At 60.3% G+C, this 14008-nt stretch carries 16 protein-coding genes; 11 read left to right on the top strand and 5 right to left on the bottom strand.

Annotation, left to right across the window (positions count from 1 at the left end; all coding sequences use genetic code 11):
- Positions 1–55 precede the first annotated feature (55 nt).
- Genes tsaD through WA367_RS03150 form a run of 6 tightly spaced genes read left to right on the top strand, consistent with a single transcriptional unit; the run spans position 56 to position 3976 of the window.
- A complete protein-coding gene (gene tsaD / locus WA367_RS03175) occupies positions 56–1144 on the top strand; it encodes a tRNA (adenosine(37)-N6)-threonylcarbamoyltransferase complex transferase subunit TsaD (RefSeq protein ID WP_336055514.1) in 1089 nt (362 codons plus the stop codon).
- The gene (locus tag WA367_RS03170; RefSeq protein WP_336055339.1) at positions 1141–2115 is read left to right on the top strand and encodes an NAD(P)H-dependent glycerol-3-phosphate dehydrogenase; all 975 of its coding nucleotides are present in this window, start codon (positions 1141–1143) and stop codon (positions 2113–2115) included. The genes tsaD and WA367_RS03170 overlap by 4 nt, the downstream gene beginning before the upstream one ends.
- 18 nt (positions 2116–2133) lie before the next feature.
- The gene (locus WA367_RS03165; protein WP_336055338.1) at positions 2134–2430 is read left to right on the top strand and encodes a YciI-like protein; all 297 of its coding nucleotides are present in this window, start codon (positions 2134–2136) and stop codon (positions 2428–2430) included.
- Complete coding sequence (locus WA367_RS03160; protein WP_336055337.1) at positions 2431–2853, top strand: EVE domain-containing protein; 423 nt, start codon at positions 2431–2433, stop codon at positions 2851–2853.
- Between the two features lie 4 nt (positions 2854–2857).
- Entirely contained in the window at positions 2858–3514 is a 657-nt protein-coding gene (locus WA367_RS03155; protein WP_336055336.1) for a class I SAM-dependent methyltransferase, read from the top strand.
- Between the two features lie 54 nt (positions 3515–3568).
- A complete protein-coding gene (locus WA367_RS03150) occupies positions 3569–3976 on the top strand; it encodes a DUF1761 domain-containing protein (protein WP_336055335.1) in 408 nt (135 codons plus the stop codon).
- Positions 3977–4009: 33 nt separating this feature from the next.
- Here the strand turns inward: WA367_RS03150 and WA367_RS03145 are convergent, their stop codons facing one another.
- The 5 genes from WA367_RS03145 to WA367_RS03125 all read right to left on the bottom strand — a co-directional run bounded on the left by WA367_RS03145 (position 4010) and on the right by WA367_RS03125 (position 8694).
- The gene (locus WA367_RS03145; protein WP_336055334.1) at positions 4010–4654 is read right to left on the bottom strand and encodes a septation protein A; all 645 of its coding nucleotides are present in this window, start codon (positions 4652–4654) and stop codon (positions 4010–4012) included.
- A 198-nt stretch (positions 4655–4852) separates the two neighbouring features.
- Positions 4853–6295, bottom strand: coding sequence for a signal recognition particle-docking protein FtsY (ftsY, locus tag WA367_RS03140; RefSeq protein WP_336055333.1), 1443 nt, complete (start codon positions 6293–6295; stop codon positions 4853–4855).
- A 6-nt stretch (positions 6296–6301) separates the two neighbouring features.
- Positions 6302–7582: a tRNA (N(6)-L-threonylcarbamoyladenosine(37)-C(2))-methylthiotransferase MtaB gene (gene mtaB / locus WA367_RS03135; RefSeq protein WP_336055332.1), complete on the bottom strand. Its 1281-nt coding sequence runs from the start codon at positions 7580–7582 to the stop codon at positions 6302–6304.
- A complete protein-coding gene (gene dapF / locus WA367_RS03130) occupies positions 7582–8463 on the bottom strand; it encodes a diaminopimelate epimerase (protein WP_336055331.1) in 882 nt (293 codons plus the stop codon). Before dapF ends, mtaB begins: the two co-directional genes overlap by 1 nt.
- 69 nt (positions 8464–8532) lie before the next feature.
- Complete coding sequence (locus WA367_RS03125; protein WP_036485924.1) at positions 8533–8694, bottom strand: DUF1328 family protein; 162 nt, start codon at positions 8692–8694, stop codon at positions 8533–8535.
- Between the two features lie 210 nt (positions 8695–8904).
- Here WA367_RS03125 and WA367_RS03120 point away from each other — a divergent pair, with 210 nt between their 5' ends.
- From WA367_RS03120 to sucD, 5 genes are all read left to right on the top strand, one after another.
- A complete protein-coding gene (locus WA367_RS03120) occupies positions 8905–9471 on the top strand; it encodes a protease inhibitor Inh/omp19 family protein (RefSeq protein WP_336055330.1) in 567 nt (188 codons plus the stop codon).
- Positions 9472–9547: 76 nt separating this feature from the next.
- A complete protein-coding gene (gene zapE, locus WA367_RS03115; protein ID WP_336055329.1) occupies positions 9548–10720 on the top strand; it encodes a cell division protein ZapE in 1173 nt (390 codons plus the stop codon).
- A 193-nt stretch (positions 10721–10913) separates the two neighbouring features.
- On the top strand, positions 10914–11879 hold the full coding sequence (gene mdh / locus WA367_RS03110; protein WP_336055328.1) for a malate dehydrogenase: 966 nt from the start codon (positions 10914–10916) through the stop codon (positions 11877–11879).
- A gap of 14 nt (positions 11880–11893) precedes the next feature.
- Positions 11894–13090 carry an ADP-forming succinate--CoA ligase subunit beta gene (sucC, locus tag WA367_RS03105; protein WP_336055327.1) on the top strand — a complete coding sequence of 399 codons (1197 nt, stop codon included), beginning with the start codon at positions 11894–11896 and terminating at the stop codon, positions 13088–13090.
- A 6-nt stretch (positions 13091–13096) separates the two neighbouring features.
- Positions 13097–14008, top strand: coding sequence for a succinate--CoA ligase subunit alpha (sucD, locus tag WA367_RS03100; protein ID WP_336055326.1), 912 nt, complete (start codon positions 13097–13099; stop codon positions 14006–14008).

Genomic DNA, 14008 nt, shown 5'->3' with positions numbered 1-14008 from the left:
GCCCCTTCCCTAAAGGTCAAAGGCGCATTGGGCAACAAAGGTGAACAGGGACGACATGACGCGGGTGCTGGGCATCGAGACGAGTTGTGACGAAACGGCGGCAAGCGTCGTCACCCGCGACGCGTCCGGCAAGCCTCAGATCATCTCCAATATCGTGCTGAGCCAGATCGAGGAGCATGTCGCATTCGGCGGGGTCGTGCCCGAGATTGCTGCCCGCGCCCATGTGACGGCGCTCGATGGGGTCATCAAGGCCGCTCTCGAGGAAGCCAGCATGAAGCCCGCTGATGTGGATGCCATTGCAGCAACGGCCGGACCGGGATTGATCGGAGGACTGATCGTCGGCCTCACCACGGCCAAGGCATTTGCCGCAGCCCTTGGAAAGCCCCTGATTCCGATCAACCACCTGGAAGGTCATGCGCTGACACCGCGTCTGACCGATCAAGTCGCCTTTCCCTATCTCCTGCTGCTCGTCTCCGGCGGCCACAGCCAGATCGTTGAAGTGCGTGGCGTCGGTGACTATCGGCGTTGGGCGACGACAATCGACGATGCGCTCGGCGAAGCATTTGACAAGACCGCCAAGCTGTTGAGCCTGCCCTATCCCGGCGGTCCGAATGTGGAGAAGGCGGCCAAGACCGGCGATCCCAAACGTTTCTCATTCCCACGCCCGCTGAAGGGCGAAGCCCGGCCTGACTTTTCCTTCTCCGGCCTCAAGACAGCGGTACGGCGCACAGCGACGGAACTGGCTCCATTGTCGCGGCAGGATGTGAGTGACATCTGCGCATCCTTCCAGGCTGCCGTAACGGAGAGCCTTATCGATCGCGTCGCCCGTAGCCTGACGCGTTTTCGCGAGGAACATCCTGACTTGCCTGCTCCCACGCTGGTGGTTGCGGGGGGTGTGGCTGCGAATCTCACAATCCGCGCGGCACTCGAAAACTCGGCACATGAAGCAGGCTTCGAACTCGTTGCCCCGCCATTGCAGCTGTGCGGCGACAATGCCGCCATGATCGCCTGGGCCGGGCTTGAACGATTGGAAGCGGGTCTGGCAGAAGAAGCACCGATGAGTTTTCGGCCGCGTCCCCGTTGGCCGCTGGATGAAACTTCCACACCCGTCTTCGGCGCGGGCAAACGCGGAGCCAAGGCATGAAGATTGCTGTTCTGGGAGCTGGTGCATGGGGCACGGCCCTTGCTCTGAACGCCCTGCGAGCCGGCCACAAGCCCCATCTATGGGCCAGAGACCCGGGCCTTGCCGAACAGATCATGAGCGGCTCCAACAGCCGCTATCTGCCTGATATCGCCTTGGATGATGGTTTGACGGCTTCTGCAGAAATGGAAGCGACTCTGGAGCAGGCAGAGCTCGTTCTCGCCGTCACGCCTGCGCAGACCCTGCGCAGCGTTTTGTCCAACGCCAAACCGCATTTGAGCCTCGACATTCCAATCGTGCTGTGCGCCAAGGGCATCGAGCGCGAAAGCGGCAAGCTCATGTCGCAGCTTGCAAGAGAGGTTCTGCCATATAACCCGATAGGCGCCTTGTCCGGACCAAGCTTTGCGACAGATGTCGCCAAGGGTCTGCCGACCGCCGTCACTGTCGCCGCCGTGGACGAGGCGCTTGCGCGGGACCTGGCTCAAAAACTTTCCGGTCCGCATCTGCGCTGCTACGCCACGGATGACCTGACCGGTGTCGAGCTCGGTGGCGCTTTGAAGAATGTGCTGGCGATTGCAGCGGGTGCAACACAAGGTGCCGGGCTGGGTGCAAGTGCAGTGGCCGCCATCATCACGCGCGGCTTCGTCGAACTGCGCCGCATTGCCCGCAGCTTCGGCGCGCGCGAGGAAACACTGATGGGGCTCTCCGGGCTCGGAGACCTGATCCTCACCTGCTCATCCGCCCAGTCACGCAATTTTGCCTATGGGCTTGCGCTCGGGCGTGGGGAAAATCTGGACGGCCGACCGCTCGCCGAAGGCGTTCACAGCGCTGGTATCGCGGCAAGTATTGTCGAGAGAAAGGGCTTTGATGCCCCCATCATCCAGAGCGTCAGCGATCTTATTGAGGGACGTGTGACCGTGGAAAATGCGATGAAGGCGCTGCTGTCGCGACCATTGAAGAATGAAGCCGGTTGAACGAAGGGACGAACATCGATGATTTTCGCAATTCTTTGCAAGGACAAGCCCGGGCATCTGCAAACCCGCATGGACACGCGGCCCGAGCATGTCGCCTTTCTCAACGATCTCAACGACAAGGGCACCCTGAAATTCGCAGGCCCTTTCCTCGACGAGGACAGCAAGCCCTGCGGCAGCCTGGTAGCCATCGTGGCTGCAGACAAGGCAGAGGCGAAGGCCATCGCCGACAGTGACCCTTATGCAAAGGCCGGTCTCTTCGAGCGTGTGGAGATCCGTCCGTGGAATTGGGTCTTCAACAATCCGGAGCAGGCGTAAATGGCCTATTGGCTTTTCAAGTCCGAACCCAACACCTGGGGCTGGGAGGACCAGAAGCGCAAGGGTGAGGCCGGCGAGGAATGGAACGGCGTGCGCAATTATCAGGCGCGCAACAATATGCGGGAGATGAAGCTCGGCGATCTGGGCTTCTTCTACCATTCGGTGAAGGAAACCCGCATAGTCGGCATCGTGGAGGTCTGCAAGGAAGTCCACCCCGATTCCACCACGGATGATCCGCGCTGGGAATGCGTGGACATCAAGGCCGTGCAGGATATGCCTGAACCCGTCACGCTGGCGCAGATCAAGGAAAACCCCATCCTCGCCGATATGATCCTCGTCAACAATTCCCGTCTCTCGGTCCAGCCGGTGCGCGAGGAAGAATGGTTCGAGATTTGCCACATGGGCGGCCTGAAGCAGGATTGACAAGATGCGGCGGCTGACGCCGGAAGAAGCCGAACATTTCATCCGTGAAAACACGGCTCTTCTGGCGCCGCCGCACGTCCCCGAAATCTGCCTTCACCTGGCCGATGAAGCCCATGATCTGTGGCAGCGCACTGAAGAAGAGCTTGAGGAAATAGGTCTGCCCCCGCCCTTCTGGGCCTTTGCCTGGGCAGGTGGTCAGGGGCTGGCGCGCCATGTTCTCGACCATCCCGCGATTGTGCGCGGCAGAAGGGTCCTGGATTTCGCAACCGGCTCCGGTCTCGTCGCAATCGCTGCCTGCAAGGCGGGTGCAGCAAGCGTTCACGCCGCAGACACCGATCCCTTCACGCTCTGCGCCTGTCGGCTCAATGCCGCGGCCAATGGCGTGTCGTTCACGACCACGACGGAAGATTTGATCAAGACCACGCCGGATGCGGAAGTCATTTTGGCCGGCGACGTGTTCTACGATCGCGAAATGTCGGCAGCCGTGAGCAACTGGTTCTCGATACTCGCGGAAACGGGCAAGACCGTTCTCGTGGGCGACCCCGGCCGCAGCTATTTGCCCACAGACAGGCTTGAGCGCATTGCCGAGTATCAGGTGCCGGTCACACGCGCTCTCGAAGATGCCGAAGTCAAACGCACGACCGTCTGGCGCTTTGCCTGAAATCCGCGCTTGCGGTATCCTTGAGCTTCTATTTGAGCACGGGAGATTTTATCCATGGATTTCGGCGGAATGAATTACATCGCCATCATTGTCGCTACAGCGGCAGCCTTTCTCTTCGGTGGCGCCTATTACGGCGCAGTTTCGAAACGCTGGCTGAAAGCTTCACGCATCAACCCGAGTGAAGCCAAGATGACAGCCGTCCACTTCATCACCTCGATCCTCGGGGAGCTGATAATGGCATGGGTGCTTGCAGGCCTGATCGGCCATCTGGGCACCGGGCAGGTGACCATCATGAACGGCATCATTTCCGGCCTTTTCGTTTGGGCCGGTTTCATGATGACAACGACGGCCATCAACCAACGCTATCAAGGCTATGGGTGGGACCTGACCATTATCGATGGCATTCATTGGCTGGGCGTAGCCGTGATAATGGGCGCGATCATCGGCTGGTTTGGCGTGTAGTGGTTGAGAGGCGGCGCAAAGCCGCCTCGCCCGTCAACTTTCCTTCTGCTCTTCCAGCGAATGACGCATGATGAGCGGCATCTGGCTCATGGTGAAGATCACCGTGATCGGCATGATGCCCCACACCTTGAACGCCACCCATGTGTCGGTGGAGAAGCTGCGCCAGACGATCTCGTTGACCACCGCCAGGAACAGGAAGAACAGCCCCCAGCGCATGGTCAGCTTGCGCCACCCTTCCGCATCCAGCTTGAAGGCTGAATCGAAGACATAGCCAAGCAGCGACTTGCCGAAATAAAGCCCGCCCAGAAGGATCACGCCAAAGAGCGTGTTCACGATGGTCGGCTTCATCTTGATGAAGGTGTCGTTCTGCAAAAACAGGGTCAGCGCACCGAACACGAAGACGACAATGCCGGAGATCAGGGGCATCATCGGCAGCGTCCGCGTCAGTAGCCATGAGGCGGTAAGCGCAATTGCGGTGGCCGCCATGAAAAGGCCGGTCGCGATGAAGATCGGACCGCCAAGCGCGCCTAACGCAGGAAAGCGCTCGGCCAGCCATTCACCGCGCGAATTGGCAAAGAAGAAAACAACCAGCGGCCCAAGCTCAAGCACAAGCTTCAGGAGCGGATTGATCTCCTTGCGCTTCGGGTCGGACGGATCGCGTTCGATGATGCGGGTCAATGGGTGTGCTCCTTGTTAGAAGTAGGCGCTGCACCCCCCTCTGGCCTGCCGGCCATCCCCTCAAGGGAGGAGATCAGTCGCGGCCTTGCCGTGCTTCCATGGTCGGGCATGAAAAACGCCGATGAGAGCCGATCTCCCCCCTTGAGGGGGAGATGCCTGGCAAGGCGGAGGGGGGTATTGAAACGCAACATCACCAAATCACCCAATCCCCGCAATTGCCTTGGCAAAATCCTCTGCCGAAAACGGCTCTAGATCCTCAACACCTTCGCCCACGCCGATGAAATAGACGGGCAGTTTGTGCTTGGCGGCGATGGAAACGAGAATCCCGCCGCGTGCGGTGCCGTCGAGCTTGGTCATGACGAGCCCGTTCACGCCCGCTACATTGCGGAAGATCTCCACCTGATTAAGCGCGTTTTGACCGGTGGTGGCATCGACGGTCTGCAGCACCGTGTGCGGCGCTTCCGGGTCATGCTTGCCAAGGACGCGCACGACCTTTTCAAGCTCGGCCATGAGCTCGGTCTTGTTCTGCAGGCGCCCGGCCGTGTCGATGATGAGCACATCGGACCCATTCCGCTTTGCCTCGTCGAAAGCGTCATAGGCAAGGCCTGCTGCATCCGCGCCAAGCTTGCTTGCCACCACGGGTGAATTGGTCCGCTCGCCCCAAATCTTCAACTGCTCGATGGCCGCTGCACGGAATGTGTCACCGGCTGCCAGCGTCACTTTCAACCCGCCAGCAGTCAGCTTGGCGGCCAGCTTGCCAATGGTGGTGGTCTTGCCGGTGCCGTTCACACCGACCACGAGGATCACATGCGGCTTGTGCGACAGATCAAGTTCGAGCGGCCTGGCGATTGGTGCCAGCACCTTCTCGATCTCCTCGGCCATGATGGCCTGAACTTCCTCACCCGAAACATTCTTGCCATAGCGGCCGGATGACAGCGCGTCGGTTACACGCATGGCTGTCTCAAGCCCGAGATCGGCCTTCAGAAGCACGTCCTCAAGGTCCTGCAGCGTGTCTTCATCCAGCTTGCGCTTGGTGAAGATGCCCGAGATGCTTTCGCGCAGCTCCCGCGAGGAGCGCGACAGGCCTTCGCGCAGGCGCTGGAACCAGGGCTTGCGCACTTCCGGTTCCGGCTCGACGACCTCTAGCGCTGCACGACGTTCAACCGCAGCGCCAACGATCACGCCCGCGCCATCAGCACTGACGTCATCACTCTGGTCCTGGTCTTCCGTCGATGCATCGTCTTCGGCAGTAGGGATCGAAGCGGCTGTTTCCGCCGCCTGTTCGATCTCCTCAAGCGCCTCGGCTTCGATGAAAGCATCCGCTTCCGGCTCCGGTTCAACCTCCGGCTCCACTTCATCGGCGGGCGCGCTTTCCTCAACCGGCGCTGCTTTGGGCGCAGGCACGGCGGGTGCTTCTTCGGCAACCTCAGGTGCCTCGGCAGGTTTTTCCGCTACCGGCTCTTCATCAGCCACCGGCGCTGGCGCATCTTCAGGTTCGGCTTGCTGAGGCTCGTCCTGCCCCTCCTCGACGGAAGCGTCGGCTTCAGAAGCAGCGTCCTGCTCCTGCGTTTCAGGCTTTTCTTCCTCTTCCGGCTTGTCCTTGCCGAAAGTGAAGACCTTCTTGATGAATCCGAATGCCATGCGTGCCTATGCTGCCTCGGCCAGGGGACGTGCGATCAGCTTGTCGCCGTCATGGCCGGTTATGGTTGCCTCGACGATCTCGCCGGGATTGCCTGTGTCGATTGCCGCAAGCGTAAAGCCTTCCGTGCGCCCCAGCCCCGGCTTTTCGACAAGAATACGCTGACGCGTGCCATCCAGCGACGCAAGATGCGCGCGATAGGCGGCGTCGCCGACCGCCCTCAGCCGGGCTGCGCGATCCTTCACTAGACTGCGCTGAAGCTGCGGCATGCGCGCTGCAGGCGTGCCTTCGCGCGGCGAGAAGGGAAAGATGTGCAGATGCGACAGCCCGCACTCGTCGATGATCTTGACCGAGTTCTCGAACATCGCTTCCGTCTCTGTCGGGAAGCCCGCGATGATATCCGCGCCGAAAACCGCGTCCGGCCGCAACCGCCGCACCTCCTCGCAAAAGGCGATTGTGTCGGCGCGCAAATGGCGACGCTTCATGCGCTTCAGGATCATGTCGTCGCCATGCTGCAGCGAAAGATGCAGGTGCGGCATCAGCCGCTCTTCCTCGGCAAGCGCACGCATCAGATGCTCGTCAGCCTCGATGGAATCGATGGAAGAAAGACGCAGCCGCTTCAACTCCGGAACCTGTGAAAGGATAGTGCGCACAAGCTTGCCAAGACGCGGCGCGCCGGGAAGATCAGCGCCGAAGCTCGTGAGATCGACACCCGTCAGAACCACCTCGGCATAACCGTTATCGACCAACCTGCGCACCTGATCCACCACAGCACCCATCGGCACGGAGCGCGAATTTCCGCGCCCATAGGGGATGATGCAGAAGGTGCAGCGATGGTCGCAACCGTTCTGCACCTGCACGAATGCGCGGGCACGGCCCTCGATGGCATCGACCATGTGAGAAGCAGTCTCCTGCACCTCCATGATGTCGTTGACGCGCACCTTCTCGAACTGGTTCACGCCGAATTCCGGCAGCGCGCGATAGCTGGAGCGTTTCAGCTTCTCTTCATTGCCAAGAACGAGATCGACCTCGTCCATCTCGCCGAAGGTCCCGGGCTCGGTCTGCGCGGCACAGCCGGTGACGATGATGCGTGCTTCCGGGTTCTCGCGCCGCGCCTTGCGGATGGCCTGACGTGCCTGACGCACGGCTTCGGCAGTCACCGCGCAGGTGTTGACGACGACAGCTCCACCATGGAGCTCACCAAGCCCCGCCGCACCGGCTTCACGCTTGATGACCTCGGACTCATAGGCATTGAGCCGACAGCCGAATGTCAGGACGTCGACACCCATCAGGCCACACTCTCCTCGTCGCGTTCCCAGACACCGGTTTGGGGATCGAAGCGACCCGAGAATTCCCATTCGGCAGGACCGGTCATGATGACGTGATCGTCTTCGCGCCAGAGAATATGCAGCGGGCCACCGGGAACATTGACAGTAACCGATCGCCCTGTGCGCCCGGTGCGCGCTGCACTCACTGCACCAGCACATGCAGCCGATCCACAGGCACGCGTCAAACCAGCACCACGCTCCCAGGTACGCAAATCGAGTTCGCTGTCGGAAAGCACGCGCGCGATCGAGATATTCGCCTTCTCCGGAAAAATCGGATGGTTTTCGAGCAACGGCCCGAAACGCTCCAGGTCATAGTCCCATACATCGCGTTCGACCCAAAATATCGCGTGCGGATTGCCCATGGATGCGACGGATGGGGAGTGCAGCACAGGCGCATCGATCGGCCCGACCTGCAGCTCGATCATGCGGGTATCCCGGAACTCTTCAGCCAGCGGTATATCTTTCCAGCCGAAGCGGGGCTTGCCCATATCAACGGAAATGCGGCCGTCCTCATGCTCCTCTGCATTGAGAATGCCCGCGACCGTCTCGAAAGTAAAAATCTTCTGTCCGGTCTCGGCAGCCAGCGCCTGCACGACACAGCGGGTACCGTTGCCGCAGGCCTGCGCCATGCTGCCGTCGGAATTCAGGATCTCGATATAGTTATGCGTGCCCTGGGTCCTGGGATCATGGATCGCCATGATCTGGTCGAAGCGAGTAGAGGCGTCTGCATTCAATGCGCGAGCGGCATCAGGCGATACGCGATCTGCACGACCGCGCATATCGGCAACGATGATGTCATTGCCAAGCCCGTTCATCTTCGCAAACTGCGCCAGATCCGCCATAAGTTCCGTTCCGATAAATTATCGGCCCTATATGGCGGATGATGGCGGCAATTACCAGATGGTCTGGCGTCAGGCGATCGCGACTATGCCAAGCACGGCAAGCAGGAAAAGCACCAGAACGATACCGATAAGTATCTTCACGCCCGTCATGGCCGCACCGGCGACACTGTTCATGCCCAGAAGACCGGCAACGGCAGCGATTATGAGAAGAATGAGAATCCACTTGATCATGAAAAGACCCCTCTGCAGGTGTTGAACCTGCACTCTGAATGCGTTCGCGACGCGCCGGGTTCCATCGCCTTCACTTGCCGCAGCAAAATTCTGCCATAATTCGAGCGTCCGGAAACCGGTTCTTAACCACCAACATATGTGTTAATCCTACACTTGTGCCATGGTACCGGCACGCTCCAGGGAATGATCATGGCATCGACGGAGAAGGGAATGCGAAACTCAAAAACCGGCTTGATTGCCGTATCCTTGATGGCGCTTGCGCTTGCTGGCTGTCAGTCGGGTAGGCTCAATCCGATTCAGAGCTCGGCGCCCGCCGCCCCGCAACCTCTGACGGCTGCACCTGCCGGCCAGGTCACGCAGAACCGACTGCCACCGCCGGCCAATCCCAGCCAGTTCCCTCAGGCGCCCGGAGCTGACGATCAGACGCAGATGGCCGCAGTCGATCCGACCGACGGTGCTGACCTGACGCCCGGCGCGGATGCCTCCGCCACTGCGGCAGACATCTCCAAGAACAGCCTCGTCGGCTCGTGGAGCGTGGCATCCGGCGGCGCAAGCTGCCAGATGTTCCTGACGCTGACGAAATACGGCAACGCTTCGCGCGGCGGCACACGCGGTTGCTCCGGCGACCTGCAGAACATGCGCGGCTGGGATGTCGCGGGCAAGCAGCTCGTTCTTTATGACGACAGTGGCAACACGATTGGCCGCCTTTATTCCAGCGGCGCAGAGCGGCTGGACGGTCAGACCAGCGGCGGTACCGCCGTCTCGCTGTCGCGCTGATCGATCAAGGAGCCGGCGGCCCAGCCCCCGGCTCCAGCCTCCACCCTTTCCAGAACCGACCCGACGGCGGAACTGAATGTCCCTGCGCGACGGCCTCACATCGCACCCGACGGTCATGCAACGCTATGACCACCTGGTGGATTCGGGCGATGTCAGGCGAGACGAGGAGCAGGTCAGGCTCATAAAAGAGCTCGACGCCCTTGCCGAACGGATCGAGAAACACCGCCTCTCACGCAAGTCCAGCGCTCTTGGCTGGCTCTTTGCACGCAAGCGCGAGAAGGAAACGGTCACCGGTCTCTACATTCATGGCGGCGTCGGCCGCGGCAAGACCATGCTCATGGATGTGTTCTACGAGCTCTTGCCGGTGCGAAAGAAGCGTCGCGCCCACTTCAACGACTTCATGGCCGACGTGCATGACCGTATCGGCCGACATCGCGCTGCGCTGAAGAATGGCGAGACAAAGGAGAGCGATCCCATTCCGCCTGTGGCCCGTGAACTTGCATCCGAGGCGTGGATCCTGTGTTTTGACGAATTCAACGTCACGGATATCGCCGATGCAATGATCCTCTCGCGCCTGTTCTCGGCATTGTTCGCAGAAGGCGTCGTCCTGGTGGCCACCTCCAACGTCGCACCGGCCAATCTTTACAAGGACGGGCTCAATCGCGGCCTGTTCCTGCCTTTCATCGATCTGCTTGCAGAACATGTAAAGGTGCTGGAAGTCCGCTCTGAGACCGACTACCGGCTTGAAAAGCTGAACAAGCTCCCTGTCTATCTCTCTCCGGATGATGAGCGTGCTCAGGCCACCATGGATCAGGCATGGGAAACGATTGCCGAAGGCCGCGTTGCTGCCCCGGCACAGATTGAGGTGAAAGGGCGCAAGGTCGAGGTGCCGCTGTCTGCCGGTGATGCGGCGCGCTTCCACTTCGACGATCTGTGCCGACGCCCGCTTGGTGCGCGTGATTATTTGGCCATTGCCAACCAGTATTCCACCATCTTCATCGACCATGTCCCGGTGTTGGGACTTGCGCAACGCAACGAGGCCAAGCGTTTCATCCTTCTGATCGACACGCTTTATGATTGCCACATACGCGTGTTCATCTCAGCTGAAGCCGAGCCGACCGCGCTATATACCGCCGATCGCGGTACGGAGCAGTTTGAATTCGAGCGTACCGCCTCCCGGCTGATCGAGATGCAGAGTCGCGACTGGCAGCAGCAGCACGAACAGAAATTGCCTGTAGCAGCTCAATAATTCTTACCTTTACGTAAGACAAAAACAGTCTAAACGATTGAAAAGGCTCATGCATAAATAACCGGTTGAATTTTTCGACCTATCAGACTATGCCAACGCTGTTTTGCGGCTGGTCCTCAACAGCGCAAAATCGATCCTGGCCGGGTCCCTCGATGGTGACCGCGGCGCGTCAACAAAGGGGGACTTTCACCACATGGCACGCAACAAGATTGCCCTTATCGGCTCGGGCATGATCGGCGGCACGCTCGCCCATCTCGCCGGCCTGAAGGAACTGGGGGACATCGTCCTCTTCGACATCGCCGAAGGCATGCCTCAGGGCAAGGCCCTCGACATCGCCGAGTCCTCCCCCGTAGACGGCTTCGACTCCAATCTCGTTGGCGCGAATGATTACGCAGCCATCGAGGGTGCAGATGTCTGCATCGTCACTGCAGGCGTTGCCCGCAAGCCGGGCATGAGCCGCGACGACCTCCTCGGCATCAATCTCAAGGTCATGGAGCAGGTTGGCGCGGGCATCAAGAAATACGCCCCCAACGCCTTTGTCATCTGCATCACCAACCCGCTCGACGCGATGGTCTGGGCGCTGCAGAAGTTCTCCGGTCTGCCCAAGAGCCACGTCGTCGGCATGGCCGGCGTATTGGACTCCGCACGCTTCCGCTACTTCCTCGCGGAGGAGTTCAAGGTGTCCGTTGAAGACGTGACGGCCTTCGTTCTCGGTGGCCACGGCGACACCATGGTGCCGCTCACCCGCTACTCCACCGTTGCCGGCATCCCGATCCCGGATCTGGTGAAGATGGGCTGGACCACACAGGACAAGATCGACCAGATCGTACAGCGCACCCGCGACGGTGGCGCAGAGATCGTCGGCCTGCTCAAGACCGGTTCGGCCTATTACGCGCCCGCTGCTTCCGCCATCACGATGGCCGAGAGCTTCTTAAAGGACAAGAAGCGCGTTCTGCCCTGTGCCGCACATCTGACCGGCCAGTATGGTGTGAAGGACATGTATGTCGGCGTTCCCACCGTAATCGGTGCCGGCGGCGTCGAGCGCATCATCGAAATCGACCTCAACAAGTCCGAGCAGAAGCTGCTCGACAAGTCGATCGAGTCCGTCGAGGGCCTGTGCAAGGCCTGCGCGGAAATCGCGCCCAATCTGAAGCAATAGGAGCCTGAGGCCCGATGAACATCCACGAATACCAGGCCAAGCAGCTGCTGAAAGGCTACGGTGCGCCCGTAGCCGACGGCGTGCCTGTCTTCAACAAGGACGAGGCGGAAGCTGCAGCAAAGAAGCTGCCCGGACCGCTCTATGTCGTGAAGAGCCAGATCCATGCCGGCGGACGCGGCAAGGGCAAGTTCAAGGAGCTCGGGCCTGACGCCAAGGGCGGTGTTCGCCTTGCCAAGAGCGTCGAGGAGGTCGTCACCAATGTGGACGAGATGCTCGGCAACACGCTGGTCACCAAGCAGACCGGCCCGGAAGGCAAGCAGGTCAACCGCCTTTACATCGAAGACGGTGCGGATATCGATCGCGAGCTTTACCTCTCGATCCTGATCGACCGCACCGTTGGCCGCCCGGCATTCGTTGTCTCCACGGAAGGTGGCATGGACATCGAGGCAGTTGCGGAAGAAACGCCTGAGAAGATCCTGACCCTGCCAATCAACCCTGAAACGGGTGTCACGGCAGATGACGTGAAGAAGCTCAACGAGGCGCTGAAGCTGGACGGCGAAGCGGCTTCGGACGGCGAGAAGCTGTTCCCGATCCTCTACAAGGCCTTCACTGAGAAGGATATGAGCCTTCTTGAGGTCAACCCGCTGATCGTCATGGAAAATGGCCGTCTGCGCGTTCTCGACGCCAAGGTCTCCTTCGACGGCAATGCTCTTTTCCGTCACGACGATGTTGTCGCCCTGCGCGACACGTCCGAAGAAGACGAGAAGGAAATCGAAGCATCCAAATACGACCTCGCCTATGTTGCCCTCGACGGCAATATCGGCTGCATGGTCAATGGTGCCGGCCTCGCCATGGCGACCATGGACATTATCAAGCTCTACGGTGCAGAACCCGCCAACTTCCTCGATGTCGGCGGCGGCGCATCCAAGGAGAAGGTGACGGCAGCCTTCAAGATCATCACCGCCGATCCGGCCGTGAAGGGCATCCTCATCAACATCTTCGGCGGCATCATGAAGTGCGACGTCATCGCCGAAGGCGTTGTCGCAGCCGTCAAGGAAGTTGGCCTCAAGGTGCCGCTGGTCGTGCGCCTGGAAGGCACCAATGTCGATCTTGGCAAGAAGATCATCAACGAGTCCGGCCTCGATGTCATCGCCGCCGACGATCTCGACGATGCGGCCAAGAAAATCGTGAATGCCGTGAAGGGAAGCTGAGCCAAGATGTCCATTCTCGTCAATAAAGACACGAAGGTCCTGGTTCAGGGCCTTACCGGCAAGACCGGCACGTTCCACACCGAGCAGGCGCTTGCCTATCACGGCACGCAGATGGTCGGCGGTATCCACCCGAAAAAGGGCGGCACCACCTGGACCGGTCAGGGCGGTGAAGAACTTCCGATCTTTGCTTCCGTTGCCGAAGGCAAGGAACGCACCGGCGCCAATGCGTCCGTCGTTTATGTTCCGCCGGCAGGTGCAGGTGCCGCCATCATCGAGGCGATCGAGGCCGAGATCCCGCTCATCGTCTGCATCACGGAAGGCATTCCGGTGATGGACATGGTGAAGGTGAAGGCACGTCTGGAAAAGTCGAACTCCCGCCTCCTGGGACCGAACTGCCCCGGCGTTCTCACCCCCAACGAGTGCAAGATCGGCATCATGCCGGGCAACATCTTCAAGAAGGGCTCCGTCGGCGTCGTTTCGCGTTCCGGCACGCTCACCTATGAAGCCGTGTTCCAGACCACCAATGAAGGTCTAGGCCAGTCGACGGCTGTCGGCATCGGCGGCGACCCGGTCAAGGGCACCGAGTTCATCGACATGCTGGAAATGTTCCTCGCAGACGACGAAACCGAGTCCATCATCATGATCGGCGAGATCGGTGGTTCGGCTGAGGAAGAAGCTGCCCAGTTCCTGAAGGACGAAGCCAAGAAGGGCCGCAAGAAGCCAATGGCCGGCTTCATCGCGGGCCGCACGGCACCTCCTGGACGGACCATGGGCCACGCTGGCGCCGTGATCTCCGGCGGCAAGGGCGGCGCGGAAGACAAGATCGCAGCCATGGAAGAGGCTGGCATCAAGGTCTCCCCATCGCCCGCACGCCTTGGCACCACGCTGGTGGAAGCCATCAAGGACTTCCGTCCGTAA

It is taken from the genome of Nitratireductor sp. CH_MIT9313-5 (genome assembly GCF_037029545.1).
GTDB lineage: Bacteria > Pseudomonadota > Alphaproteobacteria > Rhizobiales > Rhizobiaceae > Chelativorans.
This window is presented reverse-complemented; position numbering and strand designations above follow the sequence as displayed.

What these genes read in the sequence shown, in the direction of transcription:
- tsaD (WP_336055514.1), top strand. Translation starts at nt 56, where the DNA reads ATGACGCGGGTGCTGGGCATCGAGACGAGTTGTGACGAAACGGCGGCA.
- WA367_RS03170 (WP_336055339.1), top strand. Translation starts at nt 1,141, where the DNA reads ATGAAGATTGCTGTTCTGGGAGCTGGTGCATGGGGCACGGCCCTTGCT.
- WA367_RS03165 (WP_336055338.1), top strand. Translation starts at nt 2,134, where the DNA reads ATGATTTTCGCAATTCTTTGCAAGGACAAGCCCGGGCATCTGCAAACC.
- WA367_RS03160 (WP_336055337.1), top strand. Translation starts at nt 2,431, where the DNA reads ATGGCCTATTGGCTTTTCAAGTCCGAACCCAACACCTGGGGCTGGGAG.
- WA367_RS03155 (WP_336055336.1), top strand. Translation starts at nt 2,858, where the DNA reads ATGCGGCGGCTGACGCCGGAAGAAGCCGAACATTTCATCCGTGAAAAC.
- WA367_RS03150 (WP_336055335.1), top strand. Translation starts at nt 3,569, where the DNA reads ATGGATTTCGGCGGAATGAATTACATCGCCATCATTGTCGCTACAGCG.
- ftsY (WP_336055333.1), bottom strand. Translation starts at nt 6,295, where the DNA reads ATGGCATTCGGATTCATCAAGAAGGTCTTCACTTTCGGCAAGGACAAG.
- mtaB (WP_336055332.1), bottom strand. Translation starts at nt 7,582, where the DNA reads ATGGGTGTCGACGTCCTGACATTCGGCTGTCGGCTCAATGCCTATGAG.
- dapF (WP_336055331.1), bottom strand. Translation starts at nt 8,463, where the DNA reads ATGGCGGATCTGGCGCAGTTTGCGAAGATGAACGGGCTTGGCAATGAC.
- WA367_RS03125 (WP_036485924.1), bottom strand. Translation starts at nt 8,694, where the DNA reads ATGATCAAGTGGATTCTCATTCTTCTCATAATCGCTGCCGTTGCCGGT.
- WA367_RS03120 (WP_336055330.1), top strand. Translation starts at nt 8,905, where the DNA reads ATGCGAAACTCAAAAACCGGCTTGATTGCCGTATCCTTGATGGCGCTT.
- zapE (WP_336055329.1), top strand. Translation starts at nt 9,548, where the DNA reads ATGTCCCTGCGCGACGGCCTCACATCGCACCCGACGGTCATGCAACGC.
- mdh (WP_336055328.1), top strand. Translation starts at nt 10,914, where the DNA reads ATGGCACGCAACAAGATTGCCCTTATCGGCTCGGGCATGATCGGCGGC.
- sucC (WP_336055327.1), top strand. Translation starts at nt 11,894, where the DNA reads ATGAACATCCACGAATACCAGGCCAAGCAGCTGCTGAAAGGCTACGGT.
- sucD (WP_336055326.1), top strand. Translation starts at nt 13,097, where the DNA reads ATGTCCATTCTCGTCAATAAAGACACGAAGGTCCTGGTTCAGGGCCTT.